This window comes from Mycobacterium shunyiense (assembly GCF_058270035.1).
Genome location: NZ_JBZDPT010000005.1, coordinates 1 through 25,261, shown reverse-complemented (window position 1 = coordinate 25,261; position 25,261 = coordinate 1). Strand labels below are relative to the sequence as shown.

General features: G+C 65.9%; 31 protein-coding genes. 20 read left to right on the top strand and 11 right to left on the bottom strand.

The window, feature by feature from the left end; genetic code table 11:
- Positions 1–42: 42 nt before the first annotated feature.
- The 9 genes from AC4ELS_RS06090 (at position 43) to AC4ELS_RS06050 (ending at position 6,669) form a co-directional block, all read left to right on the top strand.
- Positions 43–1,125, top strand: coding sequence for a catalase family peroxidase (locus AC4ELS_RS06090; protein ID WP_499046372.1), 1,083 nt, complete (start codon positions 43–45; stop codon positions 1,123–1,125).
- Positions 1,122–1,697, top strand: a complete 576-nt coding sequence (locus tag AC4ELS_RS06085; RefSeq protein ID WP_499046370.1) for a cytochrome b — start codon at positions 1,122–1,124, stop codon at positions 1,695–1,697. The genes AC4ELS_RS06090 and AC4ELS_RS06085 overlap by 4 nt, the downstream gene beginning before the upstream one ends.
- A gap of 19 nt (positions 1,698–1,716) precedes the next feature.
- Entirely contained in the window at positions 1,717–2,169 is a 453-nt protein-coding gene (locus tag AC4ELS_RS06080) for a COG4315 family predicted lipoprotein (RefSeq protein WP_499046368.1), read from the top strand.
- 5 nt (positions 2,170–2,174) lie between these two features.
- Positions 2,175–2,720, top strand: a complete 546-nt coding sequence (locus tag AC4ELS_RS06075; RefSeq protein ID WP_236735471.1) for a sigma-70 family RNA polymerase sigma factor — start codon at positions 2,175–2,177, stop codon at positions 2,718–2,720.
- A complete protein-coding gene (locus AC4ELS_RS06070) occupies positions 2,717–3,364 on the top strand; it encodes a zf-HC2 domain-containing protein (RefSeq protein ID WP_064958360.1) in 648 nt (215 codons plus the stop codon). Before AC4ELS_RS06075 ends, AC4ELS_RS06070 begins: the two co-directional genes overlap by 4 nt.
- Positions 3,365–3,371: 7 nt before the next feature.
- A complete protein-coding gene (locus AC4ELS_RS06065; RefSeq protein WP_499046365.1) occupies positions 3,372–4,286 on the top strand; it encodes a ribonuclease Z in 915 nt (304 codons plus the stop codon).
- 82 nt (positions 4,287–4,368) lie between these two features.
- Positions 4,369–4,932, top strand: a complete 564-nt coding sequence (locus AC4ELS_RS06060; RefSeq protein ID WP_131811651.1) for a hypothetical protein — start codon at positions 4,369–4,371, stop codon at positions 4,930–4,932.
- A gap of 300 nt (positions 4,933–5,232) precedes the next feature.
- Positions 5,233–5,913, top strand: coding sequence for an MspA family porin (locus AC4ELS_RS06055; RefSeq protein ID WP_064883362.1), 681 nt, complete (start codon positions 5,233–5,235; stop codon positions 5,911–5,913).
- A gap of 63 nt (positions 5,914–5,976) precedes the next feature.
- Entirely contained in the window at positions 5,977–6,669 is a 693-nt protein-coding gene (locus AC4ELS_RS06050) for an MspA family porin (RefSeq protein WP_064958363.1), read from the top strand.
- Here the strand turns inward: AC4ELS_RS06050 and AC4ELS_RS06045 are convergent.
- The 6 genes from AC4ELS_RS06045 to AC4ELS_RS06020 form a co-directional block, all read right to left on the bottom strand.
- Positions 6,645–8,114: a glyceraldehyde-3-phosphate dehydrogenase gene (locus tag AC4ELS_RS06045; protein WP_064883367.1), complete on the bottom strand. Its 1,470-nt coding sequence runs from the start codon at positions 8,112–8,114 to the stop codon at positions 6,645–6,647. The two genes, AC4ELS_RS06050 and AC4ELS_RS06045, sit on opposite strands and share 25 nt — an antisense overlap.
- 118 nt (positions 8,115–8,232) lie before the next feature.
- The gene (locus AC4ELS_RS06040) at positions 8,233–8,514 is read right to left on the bottom strand and encodes an Ada metal-binding domain-containing protein (protein ID WP_448445076.1); all 282 of its coding nucleotides are present in this window, start codon (positions 8,512–8,514) and stop codon (positions 8,233–8,235) included.
- The gene (locus AC4ELS_RS06035) at positions 8,511–9,233 is read right to left on the bottom strand and encodes a 2OG-Fe(II) oxygenase (protein WP_448445078.1); all 723 of its coding nucleotides are present in this window, start codon (positions 9,231–9,233) and stop codon (positions 8,511–8,513) included. Before AC4ELS_RS06035 ends, AC4ELS_RS06040 begins: the two co-directional genes overlap by 4 nt.
- Positions 9,230–9,781 (bottom strand): methylated-DNA--[protein]-cysteine S-methyltransferase, encoded by a 552-nt coding sequence (locus AC4ELS_RS06030; protein ID WP_448445248.1) that lies wholly within the window; start codon positions 9,779–9,781, stop codon positions 9,230–9,232. The genes AC4ELS_RS06035 and AC4ELS_RS06030 overlap by 4 nt, the downstream gene beginning before the upstream one ends.
- A 56-nt stretch (positions 9,782–9,837) precedes the next feature.
- A complete protein-coding gene (locus tag AC4ELS_RS06025; RefSeq protein ID WP_448445080.1) occupies positions 9,838–10,347 on the bottom strand; it encodes an RNA polymerase sigma factor in 510 nt (169 codons plus the stop codon).
- A 55-nt stretch (positions 10,348–10,402) separates the two neighbouring features.
- Entirely contained in the window at positions 10,403–11,002 is a 600-nt protein-coding gene (locus tag AC4ELS_RS06020) for a TetR/AcrR family transcriptional regulator (RefSeq protein WP_236734781.1), read from the bottom strand.
- 90 nt (positions 11,003–11,092) lie between these two features.
- Here AC4ELS_RS06020 and AC4ELS_RS06015 point away from each other — a divergent pair, with 90 nt between their 5' ends.
- Positions 11,093–12,697, top strand: coding sequence for an FAD-binding protein (locus AC4ELS_RS06015; RefSeq protein WP_498886838.1), 1,605 nt, complete (start codon positions 11,093–11,095; stop codon positions 12,695–12,697).
- On the opposite strand, the gene AC4ELS_RS06010 is transcribed toward AC4ELS_RS06015, so the two are convergent.
- The gene (locus tag AC4ELS_RS06010) at positions 12,689–13,603 is read right to left on the bottom strand and encodes a L,D-transpeptidase (RefSeq protein ID WP_498886836.1); all 915 of its coding nucleotides are present in this window, start codon (positions 13,601–13,603) and stop codon (positions 12,689–12,691) included. The two genes, AC4ELS_RS06015 and AC4ELS_RS06010, sit on opposite strands and share 9 nt — an antisense overlap.
- Positions 13,604–13,710: 107 nt before the next feature.
- On the opposite strand from AC4ELS_RS06010, the gene AC4ELS_RS06005 reads away from it, so the two are divergent.
- The 4 genes from AC4ELS_RS06005 to AC4ELS_RS05990 all read left to right on the top strand — a co-directional run bounded on the left by AC4ELS_RS06005 (position 13,711) and on the right by AC4ELS_RS05990 (position 16,682).
- The gene (locus AC4ELS_RS06005; RefSeq protein WP_448445087.1) at positions 13,711–14,451 is read left to right on the top strand and encodes a DsbA family protein; all 741 of its coding nucleotides are present in this window, start codon (positions 13,711–13,713) and stop codon (positions 14,449–14,451) included.
- On the top strand, positions 14,448–15,287 hold the full coding sequence (locus AC4ELS_RS06000) for a cytochrome c biogenesis CcdA family protein (protein ID WP_448445089.1): 840 nt from the start codon (positions 14,448–14,450) through the stop codon (positions 15,285–15,287). Before AC4ELS_RS06005 ends, AC4ELS_RS06000 begins: the two co-directional genes overlap by 4 nt.
- Positions 15,288–15,372: 85 nt before the next feature.
- Entirely contained in the window at positions 15,373–15,747 is a 375-nt protein-coding gene (locus AC4ELS_RS05995) for a BlaI/MecI/CopY family transcriptional regulator (RefSeq protein WP_064883381.1), read from the top strand.
- Positions 15,744–16,682 (top strand): M56 family metallopeptidase, encoded by a 939-nt coding sequence (locus AC4ELS_RS05990; RefSeq protein ID WP_064958369.1) that lies wholly within the window; start codon positions 15,744–15,746, stop codon positions 16,680–16,682. The genes AC4ELS_RS05995 and AC4ELS_RS05990 overlap by 4 nt, the downstream gene beginning before the upstream one ends.
- 7 nt (positions 16,683–16,689) lie before the next feature.
- Here AC4ELS_RS05990 and AC4ELS_RS05985 read toward each other — a convergent pair whose 3' ends face one another.
- On the bottom strand, positions 16,690–17,109 hold the full coding sequence (locus tag AC4ELS_RS05985; protein WP_064883443.1) for a DUF5313 domain-containing protein: 420 nt from the start codon (positions 17,107–17,109) through the stop codon (positions 16,690–16,692).
- Positions 17,110–17,176: 67 nt separating this feature from the next.
- Between AC4ELS_RS05985 and AC4ELS_RS05980 the strand changes: the two genes are divergently transcribed.
- Complete coding sequence (locus tag AC4ELS_RS05980) at positions 17,177–17,554, top strand: ArsR/SmtB family transcription factor (protein ID WP_055110904.1); 378 nt, start codon at positions 17,177–17,179, stop codon at positions 17,552–17,554.
- On the opposite strand, the gene AC4ELS_RS05975 is transcribed toward AC4ELS_RS05980, so the two are convergent.
- Positions 17,555–18,247 (bottom strand): thioredoxin domain-containing protein, encoded by a 693-nt coding sequence (locus AC4ELS_RS05975; RefSeq protein WP_448445092.1) that lies wholly within the window; start codon positions 18,245–18,247, stop codon positions 17,555–17,557. It abuts the gene before it with no gap.
- Positions 18,248–18,386: 139 nt separating this feature from the next.
- On the opposite strand from AC4ELS_RS05975, the gene AC4ELS_RS05970 reads away from it, so the two are divergent.
- Positions 18,387–19,679, top strand: coding sequence for a lipase family protein (locus AC4ELS_RS05970; RefSeq protein WP_082941705.1), 1,293 nt, complete (start codon positions 18,387–18,389; stop codon positions 19,677–19,679).
- Between the two features lie 118 nt (positions 19,680–19,797).
- Complete coding sequence (locus tag AC4ELS_RS05965) at positions 19,798–20,361, top strand: TetR/AcrR family transcriptional regulator (RefSeq protein WP_064883385.1); 564 nt, start codon at positions 19,798–19,800, stop codon at positions 20,359–20,361.
- On the opposite strand, the gene AC4ELS_RS05960 is transcribed toward AC4ELS_RS05965, so the two are convergent.
- Positions 20,301–20,963, bottom strand: a complete 663-nt coding sequence (locus tag AC4ELS_RS05960) for a TetR/AcrR family transcriptional regulator (protein WP_498886830.1) — start codon at positions 20,961–20,963, stop codon at positions 20,301–20,303. The two genes, AC4ELS_RS05965 and AC4ELS_RS05960, sit on opposite strands and share 61 nt — an antisense overlap.
- Before the next feature lie 68 nt (positions 20,964–21,031).
- Between AC4ELS_RS05960 and AC4ELS_RS05955 the strand changes: the two genes are divergently transcribed.
- The 3 genes from AC4ELS_RS05955 to AC4ELS_RS05945 all read left to right on the top strand — a co-directional run bounded on the left by AC4ELS_RS05955 (position 21,032) and on the right by AC4ELS_RS05945 (position 24,441).
- Entirely contained in the window at positions 21,032–22,141 is a 1,110-nt protein-coding gene (locus AC4ELS_RS05955) for a DUF1214 domain-containing protein (protein WP_448445098.1), read from the top strand.
- Complete coding sequence (locus AC4ELS_RS05950) at positions 22,138–23,400, top strand: sulfotransferase family protein (RefSeq protein ID WP_448445100.1); 1,263 nt, start codon at positions 22,138–22,140, stop codon at positions 23,398–23,400. The genes AC4ELS_RS05955 and AC4ELS_RS05950 overlap by 4 nt, the downstream gene beginning before the upstream one ends.
- A 63-nt stretch (positions 23,401–23,463) precedes the next feature.
- Complete coding sequence (locus tag AC4ELS_RS05945) at positions 23,464–24,441, top strand: glycoside hydrolase family 6 protein (RefSeq protein WP_064883449.1); 978 nt, start codon at positions 23,464–23,466, stop codon at positions 24,439–24,441.
- A 6-nt stretch (positions 24,442–24,447) separates the two neighbouring features.
- On the opposite strand, the gene AC4ELS_RS05940 is transcribed toward AC4ELS_RS05945, so the two are convergent.
- A complete protein-coding gene (locus AC4ELS_RS05940) occupies positions 24,448–25,077 on the bottom strand; it encodes a hypothetical protein (protein ID WP_064883392.1) in 630 nt (209 codons plus the stop codon).
- Between the last annotated feature and the right edge of the window lie 184 nt (positions 25,078–25,261).

Genomic DNA, 25,261 nt, shown 5'->3' with positions numbered 1-25,261 from the left:
CCAACAGGTATAGGTAGGTCGTTCATGGTTCGCAATTCGGTCGTGCACTCATCACGGCGTAGCGGTGTGGTCACTCGACGCAGCGTTGTCCTCGGTATCGCGGTGGTCGGCGGGTTCCTTGCCACCGACCTGGGTGCGGTGCTCTACGCCCGCGGTCCACTTGGATCGCGGAGCAGGTTGACCCCTCAGGCGTTCGTCGACGCGTTTTACAAGGTTGCCGGGGTCCATCGCGGTTATCGGCTGAATCATGCGAAAGGCGTTGCGGTAAGCGGGTTTTTCGAGAGCAACGGTGCCGGGTCGGAGATCACCAAGGCTGCGGTTTTCCAGGTCGGCCGCACCCCGTTGGTAGGACGGTTCTCGGTGCCGGGAGGAAATCCCACGGTGGCCGACACCGTCGATGCTCCGCGGGGACTGGGCCTGGCCATGGGGTATCCGGGTGGTGGGCAGTGGCGAACCGCGATGCTGAATATTCCGGTATTCCAGGATAATTCCGTACAGGGATTCTACGACCGATTGCTCGCCTCCAAACCCGTGCCCGGGACCGGCAAGCCTGATCCCAACGTCATGGCACGTTTCCTGGCCGACCATCCTGAAACCGCGAGCGCCATGTCGGTGATCAAGCAGCAACCGCTCACCTCGGGCTTTGCCGACAGCACCTTCCGGGGGCTCAACGCCTTCTACTTTGTGAACGCGAACGGTGACCGCATACCCGTGCGATGGTCACTGAGCCCGCTGCGGGAGGTAAGGCCACCCGACGAAACTTCGAGCAATCCGAACCGGCTGTTCGACAGCGTCATTCGCGATATCCGCACCGAGCCGTTGCGGTGGCGCCTATTGGTGACGATCGGTGAGTCGGAGGACGATGTGCGCGACGCCACCGTCGCGTGGCCGGCTGATCGGCGCACGATCGACACGGGGACCGTGGTGCTGGACTCCATCGCGACGGAGTCGGCGGGCAACGCCCGCGATGTCAATTTCGATCCCATGGTGCTGCCGGACGGCATCGAACCCTCGGAAGACCCGCTACTCCCCGCACGCTCGGCGGTGTACGCGGCATCGTTTCGTCGGCGCGCCGGCGTTGCCGGCGAAGCCCCGCAGGTCGAGGCCGGGGAGGCGGCGCAGTGATCGCGTCGGCCATCCGATCCGGCTCCCGCTATGCGCTGGGCACCCGCGTTCTGCATTGGTTGGCCGCAGTGCTCGTGTTCGGCACACTGGTGGTCGGGTTTGTCCTGGCCAACTCCCTCGCGGACTACGCAGTGCTCCGCAGCGTGCACAAGGTTCTGGGCGCACTCGTGTTCGTGGTGTTCGTGATCCGTGTGCTCAACAGGCTCACTGATCGTGGGCCCGCTCTCCCCGCGACCGTCGGCCGGGTCGAGCGCATCGCGGTTGTCGGCTCCGAACTCGCCATGTACGCCTTGCTGTTGGTACAACCGCTGCTCGGATGGGCGATGCTGTCTGCGAGCGGAGTGCCGGTTGTGTTGGGCGGCGCGCTTCGGCTGCCACCGGTCGTCCCTGTGACTGCTGAGCTGTTCGGTCTGCTTCGGGACGCTCACTCGGTCGTGGCGTACGCCCTGGTCGCGATGATCGCGGCACACGTGTCGGCGGTGCTCTGGCACACGCTGACACTGCGCGATGGCATGCTGCGCCGAATGACGTTCGGGGGCGATGAACCTCTTGAGCTCCATCGGCGTACGTAAGCCCGTGGATATCACTCGGATGAGAAGAACTATTGGTGCAACGCTGTTTTCCGCAGGCGTGGTCGTCGGATTCGCAGCGCCGGTTCACGCGAACGCCGACGAGCCGGCCGGGCCGGAACCGATCCTCGCAAAACAGGTATCGGACCTGGGTGAGATCGTCGTCGACGCGCGCGGAATGACGGTGTACGCGTTCCAGGGCGACACTCTCGCGACCAGTGGCTGCGGCGAGCGCTGCCTACAGAAGTGGCCTGCCGTCGCCGCCCCCGATCCGTTGCCTGCGCAGGTGGCAGGTGTTGATGGAGTATTGGGTGTGTACCTACGCCCGGATGGCACCCGCCAGTTGACCTTGAATTCGCGCCCGCTCTACACCTTCATCCAGGACAAGACGGTCGGGCAACATGAGGGCGTGGGTAAGGAGCTGGCCAATTCCAAGTGGGGGATTGTGCAATCTGACGGGCTACCCCGGTACTGAACGTGGTGAACCGTCCGCGACGTCGCCGATCGTCGGCCGCACAGCGTGAACGTGCGGCCGACGACCGGCTCTTGACCATGCTGTACACCATGCACGGCGAAGCGGTCCGGCGATTCGTCGCCGGACATGTCGTCGATGTACAGCACCGTGAGGACGTCGTGCAGGAGACGTTCGCGCGGGCCTGGAAGAACATCGACCAGATCGACGCTGACGACGGCAATCCCAGATCATTCCTGTTCACAGTGGCCCGGAACGTCATCGTCGATCAATGGCGGCGACGGTCACGGCGAGGTGAGGTGCTTGTGGACACCGATATTGGACTGCCCAGTGCCGATGTCGTCAACAAATCCTTGGAGCGGATCGTCATCGGTGAATCGTTGCAACGGTTGTCCCCCGAACATCGTGAGGTGGTCAAAGCGCTGTACTTCGACGACCTCACTGTTGCTGAAGCAGCGGATAGGCTCAATGTTGCTGTGGGTACCGTGAAGTCACGCAGTTACTACGCAGTGCGCGCATTGCGAGCGGTGTTCGACGAGATGGGGCTGCTGTGATCGACGAACCTCATGTTCTTCTCGGCGCCTATATCCTCGGGGGTCTCGATGCCGAGGAACGCGGGCGGTTCGAGGCGCACCTCAAAGAATGCGCACAGTGCCGCGCCCAAGCTGCAGATTTCGCGCCCCTGCCGGCTCTCCTGAGCAAGGTCGACCGGGCGGATCTGGATACCCAGCCCACCGACGATGGGGAGTCGGAACTGGCACTGCGCGACATGCTCGCCGACCGCCGTGCCGCAGCGACCCGCCGTGTCCGCCACCGGGTGACGCTGGCTGCGTGCGCCGCGATACTGGCCGCCGTCGCACTGGTGCTGGTCATCCCGCGCGGCGATACGGCCCCGCCGGGTACGGGCACCTTTGCGATGCATTCGGTCGCTGCGGCCGGCGCCTCCGGGTCAGTGACGTTGACGCCGAAGCCGTGGGGGACCGCCATCGTGCTCGACCTGAAACAGTTGCCGCCTGATGGCGTATTCACACTGCGGACGATGGACGACAGCGGACAGATGCAGCCGGCCGCCACCTGGGCCGCCATGCCTACCGGGGCGGGCGTCGTACAAGGGGCGACGTCGATTCCGATGCCGAAGCTGCGAAAGCTGAACATCGTCGATGCCGACAACACTGTGCTGGCCAGCGTGGAACGCTGAGCAGCCTGTGTCGATCCGCGAGCTGATCGTGCTCGGTACCGCCAGCCAGGTGCCGACACGTCACCGCAATCACAACGGATATCTGCTGCGTTGGGACGGCGAGGGCTTGCTGTTCGACCCCGGAGAGGGATCACAACGCCAGCTGATCCTCGCAGGTGTTTCGGCCAGTGCCGTCACCCGGCTGTGTCTGACCCACTTTCATGGCGACCACTGCCTCGGGGTCCCGGGAGTGCTGCAACGCATGTCGCTGGACGGGGCGTCGCATTCGCTGCACGCCTACTATCCGGCGTCCGGCCAGGAGTACTTCGCCCGCCTTCGGCACGCGAGCATTTTCCACGACACACTCGACGTGCAGCAGCACCCGATAAGCGCCGACGGCCCGGTCGCCGATGGTGCATTCGGCCATCTGGAGGTGCGCACGCTCGACCATTCGGTGCCCTCGATCGGCTACCGGCTCGTCGAGCCCGATGGCCGGAAGATGGTGCCTGACTCGCTGGCACGTTTCGGGGTTGCCGGACCACTCGTCGGCGAACTGCAGAAGACCGGAGAAGTGCGTATCGGTGACCGCCGGGTGCGGCTGTCCGAGGTCAGTGAGCCTCGGCCGGGCCAGCGTTTCGCCTTCATCATGGACACCCGCCTGTGCGACGCCGTGTACGCCTTGGCAGAGGACGCAGACCTCCTGGTGATCGAAGCGACGTTCCTCAACGGGGACGCCGAGCTGGCTTCGCGTTACGGCCATCTGACCGCGCGGCAGGCCGGTCAGGTCGCCGCCGCGAGCAACGTGCGGCGGCTGGTGCTGACCCATTTCTCCCAGCGCTACGACGATGCCCGGCATCATCACGACGAGGCAGCCGAGGTCTTCGGCGGCGAGGTGATCACGGCCGAGGACCTGGCCAGGATCCGCGTTCCCCGACGGTTGTGAAGGCGCCGATCCCCACGCGTGCATGACATGAAGTTGATATGAAGTCTCCGGCGGACACCGTTAGTGTCCGCAGAATGTCAGAGTGACGATGTCGGTCCCCTCCTGCGATCAGCAGCGTGCCGGCACATCGATCCGAGCGCTGAGTGTTGCCGATGAGCCCGAGAGGCTCGATGCTGCCGCGGAGCGCGACGAGGTCGTCCAGCTGACCCGTCAGCAGGAGCTGCGGCAGGCCCGCTACTACCGGGGACTCCTGGAGTCGCAGCGGGCTGAGGTCGAAGAAGAGTTGGCCCGTGACTGCGAACTGCTCGTCAGACACGCGGCCGACGATCGCAACCGGCGTCGGACGCCACGCCTTCGTGAAGCCATCAGACGCAAGCGCCGGGAGCAGTACCAGATTGACTGTCTGCTGGAATCTCTGAACATGCGGTTCTTTCGGCCGCGGCCGATGCCGTTACCGGATCACCGCTTCACCATCGAGGTCGAACCCACGCGGCACGGCTACCGCGTAAGGATCCCCGAACTCGATCAAGTCGTGACCGCCGTCAGCCGCGATGATGCTGCAATGACGGCCCGCGAGTACATCGCCGTGAGCATCGGCATCGCGATCAGCCGGATCTCCGTCACCCCAGGGCGCTTGGGCACGTAGTTCTGATGGGTGCTCCTGTCGAGCCCCTCATCTCTGCGTCAATGCATGAGTTTCTAAAGTGTTTCGCAACTCTCGTGCGGAAAACGCCTGTGGGACAAAGTATTGCGTCAGTGTGATGGCTTGCCATCTGTGGCTACCGGTTAATGTCCAGGCACAGTTTCCCCGTCATTCACCTACGGGAAACGCTGCGTCCCAACTATTTATGTGCAACTGATCGCTGGCTGGTGACACCGCTTCACGGGCACTGCTACGTTCCCTCGGGAAGAAATCTTCGATTACTGAGAGGCCCGCCGCCGCACCATGCTGAAAACCCTTGCACCACTGGCTGTCGCCTGTTCGCTCGGCGCTTTTGCTTCTCTTGCCGGCGCCAACCAGGCTGGAGCCCAGCCGATTCCAGCTCCGCCGGCGCCCGATGTTGCACCTGCGCCCGAAGTCGACAACGGCACCGTCCCGTCGGCGGCGCCGGGGATCTTGCCGACACCCGAGGGCTGGACGCTTTCGGTCAAGGCAGTGGACGAAACGCAGCTCGACGTGGCTCCGTTGACTACCGCCGTGTCCTCGCGCGAATACCTGGTGGGTGGAACGTTTCTGGGCGAGGTCACCGGCTCTGGCAAGGCCGCGCTGGCCGGTGGCACGTTGGAGGCCGGATACCAAATCGGTTGTGGCATCAGTGCCGATGTCGTCGATGCGAGGTTCGGCGGCAATATCACGCCCTCGCTGAGCTCCGCGGGAGTGCCGAGCGTCGGAGGTGGTCTCTTCGCGCAGATCCGCCCCACTCTCAAGCCGGGCACGGCATCCGTCGTCCCCGTGACGAAGATCGAATATGAGGGTGATGCGGCACGTGTGACGATCACCGGCCTGCGGATCAAGATCGACAGCTGCGTCGGCCAGTCCTTCATTCGCTCATACGCGACCTTCACCAGCTCCACCGCCGACACGCAGGATGTCGTCTCCTACGTGGGCGTGACCAAGGCCGTGTGAAGTCCCGGCCTCAAACTCACACTCGCTCAATCGTTTACGTTCCGAGAGGTGTCAACAACTGACATGACCAAGATTCTTGCTGCATTGTTTGCGGTAGGTGCGCTGGCGGTGCCGGCGCCCCACGCGACCGCCGCTCCCGAACCCGTCCTGCCGCACGAGCCGAACGCAGATGCTCTGCCGCCCGTCGAAGGCGAACCCGGAGCCCCGCCGGACACCGGGACCGTCGGCTCCGCGGAACCGTCCGTGGTCACGACGCCGGACGGTTGGGTATTGAAGCTCACGGCCAGGGATGAGACGCAATTGCCGATCCCAGCCCTGACCACCGCGACCTCGTCGCGTGAGTACCTGGCTGGTGGGACATTCACCGGCAACATCAGCGGTAGCGGCACCACGTCGTTGCAGGGCGGCACGCTCGAGGCGGGTTACCAGATCGGCTGCGGTATCGAGTTGGGTTCGGTTCGCCTGACCGGCAGCCTCGGCCTTTCCTCGTCGGTCAGCCGGACTGGCCTCGGCGGGATCAACGCACCGATTCAGGGCAATGTCGAAGTGCGCCCGAAACCGGGCGAGGTCATCGACGTCCCGGTCACCGAAATGAAGTTCAAAGGCAAGGATTCCCGGGTCACGCTCAAAGACGTGCACATCAAGATCGATGGGTGCGTTGGCCAGTCTTTTCTGCGGTCATTCGCAAAGCTGACCAGCGCAGCCCCGGGGTCCCAAGACGTCGTCGCGTACTACGGAGTGACCAAGACCGTCTGATCCGCGTCGGCCCCGATCTGCGGATACGTCGGGTACTCGATGCCCGACAGGTACTGCACCGTGCGCACCACCTGGGACGAATAGCCGAATTCGTTGTCGTACCAGACGTAGAGGATCACGTTGTCTTCGTCGACGATCGTCGCGTTGGCATCGATGATGCTGGCCGCACGTGACCCGATGAAGTCGCTGGACACTGCGTCGGTCGCCGCGGTGTAGTCGAGGTTGCGGCTCAACGGTCCCGACAGGGACGCCTGGCGCAGGTACTCCAGGGCCTCTTCCTTGGTCGTCGGGCGGTGCAGCTGCATGTTCAGGATCGCCACCGAGACATCCGGGGTGGGAACGCGGATCGAGCTGCCGCTGATCTTGGCCTTCAGGTCAGGCATGGCCTTGGCGACAGCGGAGGCCGCACCGGTTTCGGTCAGGACCAGGTTGAACGGCGCGGACCGGCCGCGACGGTCGGCGTTGTGATAGTTGTCCAGCAGGTTCTGGTCATTGGTGAACGAATGCACCGTCTCCACGTGGCAGCGGGCGATGCCGTACTCGTCGTCCATTGCCTTCAGCGGGGGAACGATCGCGTTGGTCGTGCATGATGCGCACGAGAAGATCTGCTGTTCGAGGTCGAGGGTGCGGTGGTTGACCCCGTGCACGATGTTCGGGACGTCGCCCTTGCCCGGGGCGGTCAGCAGGACCTTCGCGATGCCGGGCCGCAGGTGCTTGGACAGGCCGTCGCGGTCACGCCACTTGCCGGTGTTGTCGATCAGGATCGCGTTGTCGATGCCGTACTCGGTGTAATCGACGGTCGCCGGATCGTCACTGTGGATGAACTTGATGACGTTGCCGTTGGCGATGAGGCTGTTGGTTTCAGTGTCGACCTTGATCGTGCCGTCGAACTGGCCGTGCACCGAGTCGCGGCGCAGCAGCGACGCCCGCTTGGCGAGGTCGCCCTCCCCGTTGCTGCGGATCACCACAGCGCGCAGGTTGAGGCCGTTTCCGGAGCCGGCCTTCTCGATCAGCAGGCGCGCGACGAGCCGGCCGATCCGGCCGAACCCGTAGAGCACCACGTCCCGCGGACCCTGCGGTTCGCTCTTGTTCTCGCCGGTCACGTCGCTGAGGACCTGCGCGGTGAACTCGGGCACCGACAATCCCTCATCGCTGGCGCGGTACGCCATGATCAGCAGGCCGAGGTCGATCTTCGACGGGCCCAGGTCCAGATCGGCCAGCGCCTGCAAGAACGGGAAGGTCTCTTCGACCGACAGTTCTTCACCGCCGACCTGTCGCGCGAACCGGTGCGTCCGCAGGATCTTGATGACGGACCGGTTCACCAGCGACCGGCTGTGCAGCAGGACTGTCACGCCCTTCGCCCGGTACAGGGTGCCGATGATCGGGATCATCGCCTCCGCGAGTGCTTCCTGAGCATTCCAATGGGCGAGTTCTGGCGAGTTCAAATCAAGCGTCCTGTGGGTCGTGTGGGCTGGCCCCTCGGATGAGTACCGCCTTGATGGTAGCGATTGTCCGATCTCACAATGCGTCGCGGTTCGCCGGTGAGAATTGCAGTGGCCCAGGTCACAGGGGGAAATGGCGCGCCGTCTGTTTCCAGAACCGGTAGTCGTCGGGCAGGCAGACCGAACAGGGCCGGTAGCCGGCGGCGACGGCGGTGGCCTCGTCGGCGAAGAAGACACGGTTGCGCACGTATCCGCCGGCCGCGATGGCTCGCAGGGCCGACGGGCAGTCCAGGCGGCCGTAGAGCTTGCTGCCGCGATGCCCACCCAGGATTCCGGGTGTGACGCTGCGGTATGGCTGACCATCCGCTCCCGTCAGCGTGTACCGCTTGATGTTCGACGTCATGCGGCGTCGTGGAAGACAAGCCCCAGAGTGAATCGCGTACCGCTACGAACCACGGAAACCCCATGCCGCACCGGCGCTGCCGACCATCCGCGGGCCGAGGGCACCGGCCGGTCCCGGGTGGTGAAGACCAGGCCGTGCCCCTGCGGTATGACGGTGGCGGTGCCGCGCGACTGCGCGCGCGGCCGCTGTTCGTAGAGCAGGAACTCCCCGCCGGTGTGGTCGACGCCGGGGCTGGTCAGGTTGATGACCACTTGCAGCGGAAAGACCAGCTCGCCGTACAGGTCTCGATGGAGGGCGTTCCAGTCGCCGGCCTCGTACTTGAGCAGGATCGCGGTGGTTTTGGTCTGTCCCGCTGCGTGGCACATGCCCAGCCAGTCGTCCAGATCGTCGGGCCATGGCGCTTCCCGGCGAAGTTTGGTCCACCAGTCGCGCGCGATCGGCAACAGCCGGGGATAGAGCGCGTGCTTGAGCGCGACGACGGCGTCGGGATAGGGGGTGGAGAAGTAGCGGTACTCGCCTTCCCCGAAGCGGTATCGGCTCATGTCGATCGTGGAGCGGAACCGGCGCTCGTCGGGGTAGAGCGCGGCGATCCGGTCGGCCTCGGCAGCGGTGAGCAGCGGACCGGTAAGAGCGCAGCCCACGCTGTCGAGGTCCGAACGGATCGCATCCCAGTCGGCTGCGGCCACGCGGTCTGCCCACGGCCCACCTGCGACGCTCATGCGGCGGCCTCCAAATCCAGCAGAAGTCGTTTGGCTTCCACACCTCCGAGGTAGCCGCCCATCGCCCCGTCGCTGCGCACGACGCGGTGGCAGGGCACGACGACCGGCAGGGGGTTGGTGGCGCAGGCGCTCCCCACTGCACGTACGGCTTTGGGGTTGCCGGCGAGCTGGGCCACAGCTGCGTAGCTGGCGGTATGCCCGTAACCGATCTCCGGGAGGTGGTGCAGCACCGTGCTGCGGAATCCCGCGGACAACCGCCAGTCCAGCACGATGTCGAAGGTGCGGCGGGTACCGGCGAAGTACTCGTCGAGTTCCCGGGCCACGGTGTCGAGACGGGTTGGTGCGCGCAGGATGCGTGGGCTGACCTTGTCGGCGAGCTGCTGCAGGACGACGTCGTGGTCTTCATTGGCATAGGCGACGCGCACCAGGCCCTGGTCGGTGGCGGCCACCAGCAGCGGGCCCACCGGGCTGTCGACGATTCGGTAGGCGACGTCGAGAATGCCGTCGCGGTCGGCGGCAACGGCCAGTCGTGTCCGCAGGGTGGCCATGTGGTCGGTGCCGTCGGCCATCTGCGCCAGATCGTGGATGAGGTCGTGGTCGGTGTTCATCGGGTTTCTCCTCTCCGGGAGGTACTGATGGCGGCGGAGCCGCTCCGATAGGTACGTCTGAGGGTCGCGATGCCGTCGGCGGCGGCGCGCCGGGCGGCATCGGTGCTGCCGCCGAGGATGGCCGCGATGTCGGCATAAGGCAGGCCGGCCAGGTAGTGGTAGGCCACGGCTTGCTTCTGTTTGGTCGGTAGGCGCTCGAGCACATCGGCCAGGTCGTCGTCGCGGTCGTGCTGCGGTGTGGTGGGTGTCTCCGGCACGGTGTCGGTGGGGATCGCGTGGCGCGACCGGGCCCGGGTGATGTCGATCGCCTTGCGGTGAGCGACCGTCACCAGCCACGCTTCGATGTTCGCGTCAGCCGGAAGGTCCGGATAGGCCTTCATCGCGGCCAGGAACGTTTCCGACCACGCGTCGTCGGCGTCGATCGGTCCGACGACGGCCCTACACACCCGCAGTACCGTGGGGCCGTGGTCCTCGACCACTGCCTCGAAGGGCTGTTTGGCTTTCACGTTCTGTAGACGCTCCGACCGCAGGTTTCGTGAGATCCCAGTTTGGAATGGATGGTCAGCTCGGCGGCGCGAGGCCGTTGAGGATGAAATCCATGACCTCGTCGGCGATTTCGTTCTGGGTCTTGGTCGAGTTGATGACGCTGTGCAGCGCGGCGGTCATCATGATCGCCCCGAAGATACTGATCGCGGAGCTTTCTGGGTCGGCAAGACTGCGCAGTGAACCGTCGGCGGCCCCGGCCTTCAGCACGCGGGCGATGGGTTCGTAGAAAGCCTCTTGAACTGCCGACGCGAGATCGGGCAGGCGAATGGCGCGCCCGAGGTCGCCGACCAGCGCCTGGCTGGTGCCCGGTCGGCCCATGGTGTGGGCAATCTGGACCTGGACCACGGCGGCCAACCGGTCTCGGCCCGGCCCGGGAGCATCGGTGGCCGCGGCAACATCCCGGGCGAGCGCATCGAGGGAATCCCGGAACAGGAAGGCGAGGATGTCGTCCTTGCCCTTGAAGTAGTAGTACAGCGTTGCCTTCGGGACTCCCGATGCTGCGGCGATGTCCTCGATCTTGGTCTTCTGCAGCCCGCGGGTGGCGATGAGGTCCGTCGCTGCGTACAGCTTCTCGGCCACCGCAGGAGGCACGGTGCGCCCGGTCAGTTCAGCCACGAGCGCAGTCTACGAGCGTCCTTGCGCAGAGTTTGTACTTTGAGTACAAACTAGATGTCTAGTTCGGTGGTAACGATGTGCGGGAGAGTCATGACAGAGGCGCAGACAACCGACGTCCTCGTGGTCGGATACGGAGCCGCGGGGGTCTGCGCAGCGCTGGAGGCGCGCTCGAGAGGCGCCGACGTCCTGGCCATCGACCGTTTCAACGGCGGCGGCGCGACGCAGGTGTCCGGCGGCATCATCTATGCCGGTGGCGGCACCTGGGTTCAGCGCCAGGCCGGAGTCGAGGACGACGCCGAGGCGATGTACGCCTACCTGCAGGCCGAGATCGGCGACGCGGTGCGTCCCGAGACGCTGCGGCGTTTCGTCGACGACAGTCCGGCGATGATCGACTGGCTCACCGAACACGGCGTGCCGTTCGAGGCTTCGGTCTGTCCGTACAAGACGTCGTATCCGAACAACAAGTACTACCTCTACTACTCGGGCAGCGAGAACTCCGGGCGCTTTCGTGAGATCACGCCGCCGGCGCAACGTGGTCACCGGGCCAAGGGGCCGGGGGCTTCGGGCAAGAAGATCTATCAGCCTCTCGCGGCATCGGCAGCCGCACGCGGCGTGCGCACACAGTTCCTCACTCGCGCTGTCGCGTTGTTGACCGATCCCAGCGGCCGGGTGGTCGGTGTGCGGACGAGCACGCTTGCGCACGCACCGGCGTGGGTTCGGCGCCGCTATCGCGCGTATGCCGAGCTGGCGGTCAAACCGGGCATCTACTATCCGCCGCTGCGGGCCGCGATGGAAAAGCTGTTGGACCGCTTGGAAAGTCGGTACGCCCGCACTGTCGACATCCATGCGCGCAAGGCGGTCATTCTCAGTGCGGGTGGATACATCGCCAACCGCGAGCTGATCGCCGAGCATGCACCCGCGTACCGCGAAGGGCTTCAGCTGGGCACCACCGGGGATGACGGTGCCGGCATCGCGCTGGCCGCCGAGGTCGGCGCTGCGGTCGATCGCCTCGACAACGTGTCCGCGTGGCGCTTCATCACCCCGCCCAGCGCGTTCCTGGGAGGCCTCGTGGTCGATGAACACGGACAGCGATTCATCGACGAGTCCCGCTACGGCGCCGCGGTCGGCCACGCGATGATTCAAGACCACGGCGGACGCGGCTGGATCCTGGCCGACCACCGGCTGCTCAAGCAGGCGCGAGCCCAGCTTCCCGAGCAGGCCATCTGGTTCCAACGCCTGCAGATGGAAGCCATGTTGCGTACCGACCGGGTCGTGGCCGACACCCTGGAAGAAGTTGCCGCCAAGGCCGGTGTCGACCCGGCGGGGTTGGTGGCGACCGTCGCGGCACACAACGCGGCCGCCTCGGCCGGGCTGCCGGATCCGATGGGCAAGCCGGCAGAGTTCGTCAAACCTGTTGAACAGGGGCCGTTCTCACTGATCTCGATATCGATCAGGCCCAGCCTGCTCAACCCGTGCCCGATGTTCACCCTGGGCGGCCTGATCGTCGACGAACTCACCGGTGCGGTGACAACCCCTGCCGGCGAGTCGATTCCGGGTCTCTACGCGGCGGGGCGGACGGCCATCGGACTGTGTGTGAACTCCTACGTCAGTGGATTGTCGATCGCCGACTGCGTCTTCTCGGGCCGTCGCGCCGCAGAGCATGCTGTCGCGATGGAACCCACGCCGTCACCGTAGGGCGCTGCCGCCGAGCCACTCGTCCCACGGCACACCCCAGTCGCCGTTCTGCCAGATGGGCAGCGGATCGCCGCCGGTGTTTCGGACCTCGAACACGTCTCCGGGTTGGGAGAACTCGTAGAACCATCGCCCATTGTCGGCATTGACATTCAGGCATCCGTGCGACGTGTTGGTCTTGCCTTGCGCCCAGATCGTGCTGTCGAGTTGGTGGACGTAGATTCCGCTGTTGGTCAGCCGTACCGCGTTGTTGACGGTCACCTTGTAGCCCAGGCGTGAGTCGACGGGCAGGCCGTAGGTCGACGAATCCATGACCACGGTGTCGGACTTGTCCATCACCGTGTACACGCCGGGCTGAGTCCAGAACGAAATGGTCTTGCCTGCAACGGTTTCTGATCCGCCCATGCCCATGGAGGTGGGAATCGTGCGGACCAGCTCGTCATTGCGGTAGACGCGGATCTGTTTGGTGGCGTCGTCGGCGACGGACACGTGCGACTCCCCGATCCGGAAGGAAATCCGGCCGGCGCCCCGGTCGTCGGCCGCCGCGACCACCTCGGTGCCGGGACGGTAGTAGCTCTGCGGCCGCCAGTGGGCGTGCCGGTTGTCCATCCAATACCAGGAACCATCAACGGACGGATCGGTTTTCACCGACAGCCGTTTTTCCGCTGCGATGCGGTCGGCAACGGGTTCGTCGAAGTTGGCGACGATCACCGTGCCGACACCGTAGGTCCCTCCGTCGACCAAGGTGGCACCCGACGTCGCGGTGAAGCTGACCTGGGCCTGTTCGCCGGCGGTGAGTTCGGTGGGCATCGACGTCGGCCGGGCCAGCCAGAGGGTCGCGCCGATGGCGACGATGAAGGCCAGCGACAGGATCGGTAGTGGTCGCCTCCGCGGTACAGCCGCCAACATCCCGGCGCCTCCCCTCTGTCGGCCGCGTCCCGGCGGCGCAGTGTGCTAGAACGGAATACGTAGCTACGGCGTAGCTACGTAGGGTGAGGCTAGCATGGAGGTGCGTAGTGAGTGGACGGCGAGAGAGCGTCAAGAAGGACCTCATCTTCATCGGAGTCCTGATTGTCATCGGCGCCGCGCTGATCGCCTACCTGCTGATACGTCCCGGCACTGACGCCGTCACCGCGGCACCCGCGGCGGGCCCGGCGGCGACGTCGCAGGCGCCCGGCGCGGCGGGCGGTGATGCCGACCGGGGCCACAGTCCGGTGGAACGCCGGCAGCCCGGTGACCCGCTGGCGTTGGGGGATCCCGACGCACCCGTGGCGTTGGTGGTGTTCTCCGACTACCGATGCCCGTTCTGCGCGAAGTTCAGCCGGGACACCGAGCCCGAACTCGTCAAGCGCTACGTCGACGCCGGCCAACTCCGGATCGAGTGGCGTGACTACCCGATCTTCGGCCCGCAGTCGATGACGGCAGCACGCGCCGGACGCGCGGCGGCCGAGCAGGGCAGGTTCTGGGAGTTCAACCGGGCTGTCTATGCGGCCGCGCCGGAGCGGTCGAAGGCCGACCTCACGGACGAGGATCTGATCGGCTTCGCCAGGCAGGCCGGTGTCCCCGACATCGACAGATTCACCGCATCAATGCGCGGCAGCACCTTCGACGACGCGATCAACGCCGATCTGGCGCAGGGCACCGGGATTGGTGTCCCCAGCACTCCGGCCTTCCTGATCAATGACGTGCCCATGCTCGGCGCGCAGCCCACGGACGATTTCGTGACGGCCATCGACGGGGCACTGGCCAAGCGATGAGTGGCGTCGGTCTGCTCGGAGCCTTCCTCGGCGGGCTGGCCTCGTTGCTCAGCCCGTGCTCGGCCCTGCTGTTGCCGTCGTTTTTCGCCTACGCCTTCGACCGGACGCGCTTGCTGGTCCAGCGCACTGTGGCGTTCTGGGTGGGTCTCTGTGCGGTACTGGTGCCGTTGGGAGCCGGCGTCGGGGCGCTGGGCAGCATCGTCACTCGCTATCGCAGCGAAGTCACCATGGCTGGAGGGCTGGTACTGATCGGCTTCGGCCTGATGGCGTTGCTGGGCAAGGGGTTCGGCTTGTCGGGTATGCAACGGATGACGGCCCGGATCAAGATCTCCGGCACCGTGTCGGTGCTCGCGTTGGGCGCTGTGTACGGACTGGCGGGCTTCTGCGCAGGCCCGCTGCTGGGCGCGGTCCTGACCATGTCGGCGATGGGCGCCGACCCGGCCTACGGGGCACTGCTGATGGCGGTCTACGCCCTTGGCATGGCGGCGCCGTTGTTCCTACTCGCCTGGTTGTGGGAGCGCTTCAACCTGTCCGAACGCACCTGGCTGCGGGGCCGGCCGGTGCGCTTGGGCCCGCTGGAGACCCACACCACCTCGCTGCTCACCGGGGCGATCTTCATCGTTTTGGGCGGGCTGTTCCTGTTCACTGACGGCACCGCGAATCTCGGCGGGCTGCTGTCCGTCGACGCCCAGTATGACCTGCAAGTTTGGCTGGGCCGATTGTCGTCGGGGGTCAGTGATCTCCGGCTGATCCTGGGCGTCGTACTGGCACTCATCGTGTGGAGGTCGATCCGGTTGTGGCGAAAGCGTGCCGTCGGTGAGAGCACGGTCAGATGAGCCGAGAAGCTACTATCGCGCTACATAGGTTTGATGCGCGAGACCACCAACTGGTGACGGCGCACCCACGCAGGCGGTAATGAATATGGGAATCAAAGGGTTTGGCGATCTCGAAGCTGTGGTGATGGAAGTGCTCTGGTCACGTGCGGAGCCGTCGACGGTACGCAGCGTGCACGACGAGCTCGTCACCAAGCGACAGATCGCCTACACCACGGTCATGTCGACCATGGACAACCTGTTCCGAAAAGGCTGGTTGGAGCGGGAGAAGGTCGGTCTGGCGTATAGCTACCGGCCGGTCATGACCCGTGAGGAGCACTCCGCGCAACTGATGCGCACGGTGTTCGAATCCGGCGGCGACAGTGAGTTGATCCTCAACTTCTTCCTCGAGCAGATCGTCGATGACGATTCGAAGAAACTCCGGCAGGCGCTCAAGCGGTTCACCGAGGAGCAGTCACGATGAACGCGGTCACGTTTCTTCTCGGCTACGCAATGGCGCTGAGCTGGCTGGCACCGGTGTTGTTCACCGGCCCGATCTCGGTCAACGTGCATCCCAGACTGTCGGTGGCAGGCTGGCTGGTGGTCGTCGCAACGGCGTCATTCGCCTGGGTGGCGGCGTTGGTGATCCTGATCGCAGGCGCCGCCCACAGCCTGATCACCCACACCGCACCGACGTTCTGCGTCGAGGCACTGGGGATCGCCGGGGCGGTGACGTTGCCGCCCACCGTGGCGACGGTGTTGGTGGTCGCCCTGCTTGCGGTCACTGCCGCAGTGGCGACCAACACCACGCGTCGTGTGATCGTCACATTGTACCGAACGCGGCGCGCCAATCGTGAACACGCAGAAGCGGTTCGGATCATCGGCCGGCCCACCGGCCACGATGGCGTCATCGCCATCACGGCTGACCAGCCCGCGGCGTACTGCGTGTCCGGCGGCCGGCACCGCGCGATCGTCGTCACGACGGCTGCGTTGGAGTTGTTGAGGCCGCCCGCGCTCGCGGCGGTCCTGGCCCATGAGCGGGCGCACCTGCGGGGCCGCCACCATCACGTCATTGCGACGCTCAACACCCTCGCCGCAGCGCTGCCGCGTCTGCCCCTGATGCGGGCGGCGGCCCGGTCGGTGCCGGCGTTACTGGAGATGTGCGCGGACGACGCGGCCACCCGCAGACACGGCCGTGAGCCGCTGTTGGCGAGCCTCGTCGCGTTGAGTACCCGGCATCGGCTGCCCGACGGCGTGCTGGCGGCGGCGGGGACGGCGGTGGCCGACCGGGTCACCCGACTCCTGCAACCTCAGCGAGCGATCTGGTGGCGACCACAGTCCTTGGCGATGGTTCTCATCGTCATCGCGACGGCCTCTGCACCGGCCTTCGCGCTGACGTTGTGCACCCTGCAGCCGTAACTGCCTGTCAGATGTCGCCGCTACTACTCGGCCCCGTGCGGGGGCCGTAGCGCTCGGCGTAGGCCTGGTGGATGTGCGCGTTCTTCTTCCGCGAGAGCTCGTCGATGAGGGCCGGGTTCAGACCGTGCTTGACGAGCATGTGACGCCGCCACACCTTGTTAAGGGCGTGGGAGAAGTAGACGAACGGGATGAAGATCGGCACCGTCATGCTGGCGTGCAGGTAGAGCGACATCGGGATGAACCAGATCGGCGCCAGAACCAGGATTGCCGGGATCGCGACACGGACCATCATCCGGATGGTGGCGCCGGGGCCTGCGAGGTCGTTGGCCACCCACTCGCGCATGGAGTCGGGTAGCCGCTTGCCGTAGCAGTACCCGATGTACTGCAGCGGGCCCGGTTTTGTGCGGGAGGCTTGGCCGGTGGGCATTGCAGCAGGGTAACGCTCGGTATCATGGATTGCGAATTTCATCAATCCATCAATCATTGGGGCAGCGGTGACCGACAGCGTCCTAGATGGTCCCGAGCGGCCGTTGTACGAGATCAAGGCCAACCTGTTCAAGGCGCTGGCGCATCCGGCGCGGATCCGGGTGCTGGAGATCCTTTCGATGCGCGACGGCCCGACTCCGGTCAGCGAGATTCTGGCGGCCAGCGATATCGAACCGACCCTGCTGTCGCAGCACCTCGCGGTTCTCAAGCGCCATCACGTGGTCAGCGGGCACCGGGTCGGCAACGCGGTGTACTACACGCTTGCGCACCCGAAGATCGCTGAACTGCTGCTCATCGCCCGAACGTTCCTCGCCGATACCCTTGCCGCCCAGCGCGATCAGATCGATGCCATCGGCTCGCTGCCGCCGATCGGCACCGCGCGATAGTCAGCGCGGAAGCTGGTCGAGCCAATCGGAATTCCCGTCGACAGCGTTGCCGTCGATGGCCACCAGCGGCACCCCGGGATCGGGGAAAGCTCGCAGCAGCGGAAGGTTGTTCGCGCCGATGGTGTGGCCGTCGTAGGGGATCGGAAGCCCCAGCTTGATCATGTCCTGGGCTGACGGCGGTGCGCCGGCGCGGTCGGCCAGCCCGGCGAGCTGATCGTTGCTCAGATCCGTCTCGCCTTCTTCTTTCGGCTGTTGATCGGCGGCGAAGATCTGCTCGATGAACTGCCAGGTGATGTCGCTCGATTGCGAGTGGTCGGCGACGATGTGGGCGGCATAGATGGCGCGGCTGTCGTAATTGCCGCTCGCCGAATACTTTTCGAGGAAGTTGACGAGACGCAGATTGATGTGGAGCTTGCCATCCGCGATGCGCCGGCCGATCTCGGCGCCCTGGTCGCGCACCATCTTCCCGCTGTAGGGGCACAGCGGGTCCAGATAGAGGTCGATCTGACCCGGCGCCGCGGGGTCGCCGATGGAGAGAACATCTCCGGCCGACGATGCCGGCGCCGCCTGCGCGCGACCGGCTCCGGGGCCCCACATGAACGCCATCGTGAGTAGGCCGGCCAGCAGCAGGAGGTGAATCGTTCGGTATCTCGACCGATTCGCGGTGCCTGGTCCAAGCGGGTTCGCGTTCATGACTTCCATCCTCGCTGACCGCGACGCACGCGACTCGGGTGAGGGGTGGGACGGCCCTCAACCTCGACGTTTACTGTATTTCTCTAGTTATTTAGAGGAAAAGTGGCAGAACGAGACAGTTTGTTGTTACTGTCCGGTAATGCGCAATGCCGGGGGGATTGTGGTCGTCCTCATGCTGATCATCGGGTCGCTCGTCGCATCTACGACGTTGGCATTCGCCGACACGGGGGATGAGCCGCAGTACGCCGATTTCTATCTCCCGCCGGACCCGCTGCCGGCCGGTGTGCCCGGCGACGTGATCCGCACCGAACCCAGCCGGCTGGTGCTCGAGCCATCCGGTCAGCTGGGCGCCATCATGGCGACCGGAACGCGGATCATGTACCGCAGCATCGACTCTCGGAACAATCCGATCGCCGTCACCGGCACCTACTTCGAGCCGTACAACGACTGGCCCGGAAAGGGGCCGCGCCCCCTGCTCGTCTATGCGCCCGGTACTCAGGGGCAGGGCAATCAGTGCGCACCGTCGCGCCAGTTCAACCAGGGCATCCACTACTCGGGTGGCTGGGACATCATGGTCAACTACGAGGAGGCGTTCGTCGCGACCTTGGTGGCCCGCGGCTTTGCCATCCTGATGACCGATTATCAGGGTCTCGGCACCGACTCGATGCACACCTACGTGAACCGCCTGGCTGAGGGGCACGCCGTCCTCGACGCCGCTCGCGCCGCCATGAAATTGCCCGAGACATCGCTGGATCCGCATGGCCCCGTGGCCTTCTGGGGATATTCGCAGGGTGGTGGTGCAACTGCGTCCGCGGCGGAGCTGGCTTCGGCCTACGCGCCCGAACTGAACATCGTCGGCACCTATGCCGGTGCGCCGCCGGCCGACCTCAAGGAACTGCTGCCCTACGCCGACGGTAGTGCGCTCGTGGGCGTCGTCGGCTACGCACTCAACGGCGTCATCGCCGCCTACCCGGAAGCCGCCGACGCGATCCGGTCGAAGCTCACCCAGCGCGGCAAGGACATGCTCGAGTCGGTGTCACGCCAGTGCGTGGGACAGACGATCGTCGACTTCGCCTTCCGGCATCTGCAGCCCTACTTCAACGAGGACATCAACAAACTCGTCAACGAAGAACCGTTCAGCAGCCTGTTCGATCTGCAGAAGCTCGGCCGGTTCAAGCCGAACGCGCCGGTGCTGATCAACAGCAACCGCTACGACCCGCTGGTGCCGTGGACCGCGGCCAACCAGCTGGGCCGGGACTGGTGCGCGCAGGGTGCCGACGTCGAATTCCGCACCAACGAGGAACCGCCGTTCCTCAACAAGCTGGTGATCAACCACGCGCTCCCCATGCTCGTGGACGGAGAGCCGGCCATGCAGTGGATCGCCGCCCGCTTCAACGGAGAACCCACCACACCCAACTGCGGCCAGTTCTGACGGTCGGGGCGATATCCCGGACCTCGAATGCCCGCTCGATAGACTGCGGGGCATCGCTGAACGCAGGAAGTACAACGCCGCCCAGCGTCGCCGCGAACTGGCTGACGCTGCCATCGAACTGCTCGGCAAGGACGGTTCGCGCGGCGTCAGTCACCCCAAGGTCGACAAGAAGGCAGAGGTTCCCGACGGCACGACGTCGTTCTATTTCCGGACCCGAGATGCGCTGATGCACGCGATCGCCGCGCGCCTCAACGAACTCGACCTCGCCGACCTCTCCCTGCTCACCGAGTTGACCGATGCCGATCCGACAGAGTTCGCCGGCACGCTCGGGTTCGCCACGCTGGTCATGTATTCGTCGACCGAACCGTGGCTCACCCGGGCCAAGGCCCGCTACGAGTTGGCCCTGCAGGCCGGCCGTGACGACGAACTGGCTGCAACGCTCAGCGCGTCCGTCGAGGGGTTCTACGGGGTTGCGCGCGCAGTCGTGACGGAATGGCATGCCACGGACGAGAATCCGATGGCGCCCGACGTCATCGACGAGCAGGCCAAAACCCTGTTCTCGTTCATCAACGGGGTGATGATGACCTTTGTCATCGGACAACCGCTGGTGGACAACGCCGATCAGCTCGACCGGCTGATCCGAGGAGTCCTGGCAGGCTGGCCGGTCGAGGGAACTGCCTGAACGGCGTTGTCGAACAACGGCGACGACAACAGCATGGCGCTCACGTGGTCGACGAACACGTCATGGTCGGAACCGAGGTTGCCTTCCGTCCATTCGATGAACAGCGAGATGATGGCGCCGAAAACGGTGGCGTACTGCATCTTGACCCGCGCCGCCGCGACGGTGCCCGCTCGGTCGGTCGGTGCCGTCAGTCCGGTCATCGCGCCGACGGCGTCGCGTACGAAATGACGAAGCCTGAGGTCAGCGATCGGCTCCACCAACAGGATTCGGCAAATCCGGGGATCTTCTTCGACCAGTTGCGCTGCTGCTCCCACTCCCGCACGGATGCGTGTGGGTAGATCGGCGTCCGGGTCGGCGGCGGCGTAGATGACCTGACGTGCGTGCTCGAACGTGCTGCGGTAGACCTCGCGGAGCAGGTCGTCGGTGTCGGTGAAGGTCTCGTAGAAGAACTTCTGGCTGAGCTCTGCCTCGCGGCAGACGGCGCGCATGGTCATGGCGGCGACTCCCTGGGTGCCGACCAGGTCGGCGCCTGCCTGGATCAGTCGGGCGCGGCGGTCCGCCGACCGTGCTTCGGCGGCCTGGCCGCGGTACGGCCTTGACATTCCGTGAGCATAGCGAGCACGATCCAATTCTGGAAGCAACCGCTTCCGGATTGTGAGGGGGATGCCCAGTGACCGCGCCCAGTGAAGGTGACGCAGACCGGGCTCGCCCCGAGGTCGCGGCGTGGACGGCGTTCGTCGACGGATTGCGCACGGCCGGTGCGCAACTCGCGGCAGACACCGCCGCCCTGCCGGAATCCGAACGCGCCGACGGGTTCCGTGCACTGTTGCGCGCAGTGTCAAATCAGCTGGGCCGCTTGGAAGTTGATCGCGACAAGCCTGAGTTCGTCGCGTTCAACGGCTGGCGTCAGAAATTCCTGATGGACAATCCCGACTTCCAGTACTGGGTCGCCGATGTCCGCCCCGGCGGCCGCTACCTGATCCGTGGCAATCGCGGCGACGCCGCGTACGTGTCGATCACCGCCTATTCCGGTTCGGGCGGGGCGGCTGCCCAGGCGAGCTCCCGAATCGACAGTGATGCAATCACGTTCGACGCCGACGGCGATTACCAGGTGACGGTCGGCGGTGGCCGTCAGGAGAACGACTGGCTGGACCTGCCCGATCGCGCGATCGTCATCTGGGTACGTCACTTCCACGATGACGCACAGACCGATCGCATCGGGTGGTGTGCCATCGAGCCGGTCGAGCCGCCCCCTGTCCCGGCGGCGATCGACCCGCTGAGGTTCGGCAAGCAGCTGTCGAAAGCCTCGGCGGCCATCGCCGTGCTGCCGCGCATCTGGGATGGCGCGGTGGCCGCCGATCACGAGTCGCCGAACCAGTTGCACCACTGGACCGAGATGGCCGGGGGAGCAGTGTTCACCGAACCGGCCATCCACTACCTGCGCGGCGGTTGGCAGCTCGGTCCCGACGAAGCGCTGCTCGTCGAAGGCGATCTGGTGCCGTGCCGGTACTGGAACATCTTGGCGTACAGCAGATTTCTCAATTCGCTCGATTACCGGCACCGGCGGGTCTCCTACACTGGTGCCACCGCGAACCTCGATGGCGGACGCTACCGGTTCGTGGTCTCGGCCACCGATCCCGGACCGGCCGCCGGGGACTGGATCGACAGTGAGGGCCGCGCGTTCGGCATTGTCGTGATGCGGTTCCTGCAACCCGAACAGCAGCCCACCCTGCCCACGACGCGCATCGTGTCCCTGACCGATCTGGCGGAGCGCCCATGACCGGCTGGACCGGCCCTGCCCGCACACCGGAGGCGTTGACGGCCTACGCGGCGGCCGAGCAGGATCGGGCCGCGCGCCCGGACCGCTACCAGCTCGGTGCCGACGCCATCGACATCGTCATCGACCGCGGCACCCGCGGTGCCGGCGTCGGCGTTCTGGGCGACCCCGGCGAGTGGCGTCCGGGCGTGGAGCAGTACCTGGCCTCGGCCGAGGAGGACGGCCGGCTCAACGCCCTCGGAGCGTTGACCGCCCAGCGAACCGCGTCCGGGCGGCTCGCGGCCAGGATCGCGATGGCGCGGTATCTGAAGGAACATCCCACCACCGAGCACGGTCCGCTGCTACCCCCGGTGATCATCACCGGCGGCTGGCGCACGGGCACCACCTTCTTGTACCGGTTACTCGACCGCGACCCCCGATTACGTGCGCCGCTGCCAGCCGAGCTGGGCGCGCCGTGGCGGCTACCCGGCGACCTCGACGGCGACGAACGCGTCCGCCGCCTCGAGGCGGCCGCAGCCGGTCAGTACCTGCTGCACGTTCTCAACCCCACGATGGCCGCGGTGCACGACTCCGGACCGAACCTGCCCGAGGAGTGCGTGCTCGGCATGGGCACCACCCTGCGCAACTGGGGCTTCACCGCCACCACGCGCCTCGACGGCTACGCGTCCTGGCTCGCCGGCCAGGACTTCGCCGCCGAGTACGCGCAGCACCGGCGGATGCTGCAGATCCTCGACGCCGGGGACGGCCGCCGTTGGGTCCTGAAAGCGCCGGCCCACACCGCCGAGCTCAGCCACGTCATCGCGACGTATCCGGGCGCCTGCATCGTGCAGTTGCACCGCGACATCGTGGAGACGGTGGCGTCGGGCGCCAGCCTGTTCGCGACGTACCGGTCCACTTACAGCGACGACGTCGACGGGGTCGACGTCGGCCGGTTTCAAACGGCGCAGACCGAGCTGTGGCTGCGCCGCGCCCTCGATGCCCGGGCCGCGGCGTCCACTGTCACCTGGCTCGACGTCCAGTACCGCGACCTGGTGGCCGACCCGGAGGCGACGGTGCGTCGCATCTACGCCGCGGCGCAAATGGAGCCGCCGGACATCCGTGGAATGCTCGCCGATCATCACCGCGCCCAGCCCCACGGCGGGAAAGGCGCGCACCGATACCGGCCCGAGGAATTCGGTATCAACCCCGCCGAGTTGCGCGAGCGGATGCACTTCTACACCCAGACGCTCGACCCGTCCGGCGCGCATCGGATCGAGGCGTGACGCGCCGGCCCGTCGGGGAGCGACTGGCGCTAATCGCGTCGCCCCATTACTTTCCCTGAGGTGATGTCCTCAGCCGTTGGCGCAGTCGCGCGGTCGATCGCTCCCTTCCTGACAGTCGCCTCGGTGGTCGCCGCGGGCCTCGCCACTGCTCCGGGGCCGACGGTCCGTCTGGCCAGCGACGGCAACCCGCTCGAGGGGCACTCGTTCTACGTCAACCCCTCGTCGAAGGCCGCGCGCGCCGCGCAGGGCAACCCGAGCCCTGAACTGCAGGCGATCGCCAACACCCCCACCGCGTACTGGATGGACAACGTCTCCAGCCCCGCGGTGGACGCCAAGTACATCGCCGCGGCGCAGGCCGCAGGCACCATGCCGATCCTGGCGCTCTACGGCATCCCGCATCGCGACTGCGGGAGCTACGCCGCGGGCGGTTTCGGGTCGGCCGCTGCGTACAAGGGCTGGATCGACGGTGTCGCCGCCGCCATCGGCGGTGGGCCGGCCGCGGTCATCCTCGAACCCGACGCACTCGCCATGGCGGACTGCCTGTCGGGCGATCAGCGCGAGGAGCGCTACAACCTGATGAGCTACGCGGTGGACACGCTGACCCGCAATCCGGGCACTGCGGTGTACGTCGATGCGGGGCACTCCCGATGGACGGCCGCCGACGAGATGGCCAACAGGCTCAACCGCGTCGGCGTCGCCAAGGCGCGCGGATTCAGCCTCAACACCGCGAACTTCTTCACCACCGAAGAGGAAATCGGTTACGGCGACGCGATTTCGGGCCAGACGGGCGGCAAGCCCTACGTCATCGACACCTCGCGCAACGGTGCCGGACCGGCCGAAGGCGAGATGTACTGGTGCAACCCGAGCGGACGGGCCCTCGGCGCGGCGCCGACCACGGCGACCGGGAACGGCAACGTCGACGCGTTCCTGTGGGTGAAGCGTCCCGGTGAGTCCGACGGCGCATGCGGTACCGGCGAGGCCGCCGCGGGCACCTTCGTCAATCAGTACGCCATCGACCTGGTCCGCAAGGCGCACGGGTAGAGCGGACTACTGGGGCGGGGGAGCCTCCGCCTCGCACTCAGCGAGCATCGGCGTGGTGAAGTCGACCGAGCCGACACCGCCGAGGGTCATGCCGTTGTCGCGCAGCGTCATCGTCGTCGTGTAGCGGCAGGTCTGATTGACCGTCAGCCCGGTCAGGAACTCGACGTCGTAGGTGTACAGGAACGAGCGCACGAGCTGGTTCGCGTCCCACGGCACATCGAGGGCGAAACCCAAGGACGACCCAGACCGGGCGTTGAGCAACCGCGGGCCGACCTCACCGATCCCCGGCGTCAGGTAGAACGGGGCGCCGTCGAGCTTGGTGCCGGACACACTGACGCTTCTGATGCGATAGCCGGTGGTCCCGGACGGGATCAGCGGGCCGCGCCTGATGTTCGTGCTGAACAGGATCGAGTAGTTGGTCCCGCCGGCAATGGCCGTCGTGCTGAAGCTGGTCGAGGTGAACTCCTGTGGCAGCTGAGCCGCGCAGTTGCCGACCTTGCCGGATGGATCACCGCATTCCTGTGGTGCCGCCAGTGCACTTGGTGCGAGCACCGCAGCGCCGACTACGGGCACCGTGAATGCGGCGCCGCGGATGAACGTGCGTCGGGAGAACGCACTTCCTGAACGATTCGTCATTGGTCTTCCTCCTTGTTCGCTCGTGTTTTTCGGTCTCCAATTCCGAAGCTACAAGGGTGACCCCGCGATGTGGCCGGGTTCGGCAACTAGGGCGTGTCTGACAAACATTTTGGATGTGGCGGTCCAGACTTGGGGTGTGTCGCGTTTTCAGTTGCTTTCCGATGCTCAGTGGGATCTGATCGCT

Excerpts from the sequence above, each read along its gene's own strand:
- AC4ELS_RS06080 (WP_499046368.1), top strand. The coding sequence starts at position 1,717 with ATGAGAAGAACTATTGGTGCAACGCTGTTTTCCGCAGGCGTGGTCGTC.
- AC4ELS_RS06055 (WP_064883362.1), top strand. The coding sequence starts at position 5,233 with ATGCTGAAAACCCTTGCACCACTGGCTGTCGCCTGTTCGCTCGGCGCT.
- AC4ELS_RS06050 (WP_064958363.1), top strand. The coding sequence starts at position 5,977 with ATGACCAAGATTCTTGCTGCATTGTTTGCGGTAGGTGCGCTGGCGGTG.
- AC4ELS_RS06040 (WP_448445076.1), bottom strand. The coding sequence starts at position 8,514 with ATGACGTCGAACATCAAGCGGTACACGCTGACGGGAGCGGATGGTCAG.
- AC4ELS_RS06035 (WP_448445078.1), bottom strand. The coding sequence starts at position 9,233 with ATGAGCGTCGCAGGTGGGCCGTGGGCAGACCGCGTGGCCGCAGCCGAC.
- AC4ELS_RS06030 (WP_448445248.1), bottom strand. The coding sequence starts at position 9,781 with ATGGCCACCCTGCGGACACGACTGGCCGTTGCCGCCGACCGCGACGGC.
- AC4ELS_RS06015 (WP_498886838.1), top strand. The coding sequence starts at position 11,093 with ATGACAGAGGCGCAGACAACCGACGTCCTCGTGGTCGGATACGGAGCC.
- AC4ELS_RS06010 (WP_498886836.1), bottom strand. The coding sequence starts at position 13,603 with ATGTTGGCGGCTGTACCGCGGAGGCGACCACTACCGATCCTGTCGCTG.
- AC4ELS_RS06000 (WP_448445089.1), top strand. The coding sequence starts at position 14,448 with ATGAGTGGCGTCGGTCTGCTCGGAGCCTTCCTCGGCGGGCTGGCCTCG.
- AC4ELS_RS05995 (WP_064883381.1), top strand. The coding sequence starts at position 15,373 with ATGGGAATCAAAGGGTTTGGCGATCTCGAAGCTGTGGTGATGGAAGTG.
- AC4ELS_RS05990 (WP_064958369.1), top strand. The coding sequence starts at position 15,744 with ATGAACGCGGTCACGTTTCTTCTCGGCTACGCAATGGCGCTGAGCTGG.
- AC4ELS_RS05985 (WP_064883443.1), bottom strand. The coding sequence starts at position 17,109 with ATGCCCACCGGCCAAGCCTCCCGCACAAAACCGGGCCCGCTGCAGTAC.
- AC4ELS_RS05975 (WP_448445092.1), bottom strand. The coding sequence starts at position 18,247 with ATGAACGCGAACCCGCTTGGACCAGGCACCGCGAATCGGTCGAGATAC.
- AC4ELS_RS05970 (WP_082941705.1), top strand. The coding sequence starts at position 18,387 with ATGCGCAATGCCGGGGGGATTGTGGTCGTCCTCATGCTGATCATCGGG.
- AC4ELS_RS05960 (WP_498886830.1), bottom strand. The coding sequence starts at position 20,963 with ATGTCAAGGCCGTACCGCGGCCAGGCCGCCGAAGCACGGTCGGCGGAC.
- AC4ELS_RS05950 (WP_448445100.1), top strand. The coding sequence starts at position 22,138 with ATGACCGGCTGGACCGGCCCTGCCCGCACACCGGAGGCGTTGACGGCC.
- AC4ELS_RS05945 (WP_064883449.1), top strand. The coding sequence starts at position 23,464 with ATGTCCTCAGCCGTTGGCGCAGTCGCGCGGTCGATCGCTCCCTTCCTG.
- AC4ELS_RS05940 (WP_064883392.1), bottom strand. The coding sequence starts at position 25,077 with ATGACGAATCGTTCAGGAAGTGCGTTCTCCCGACGCACGTTCATCCGC.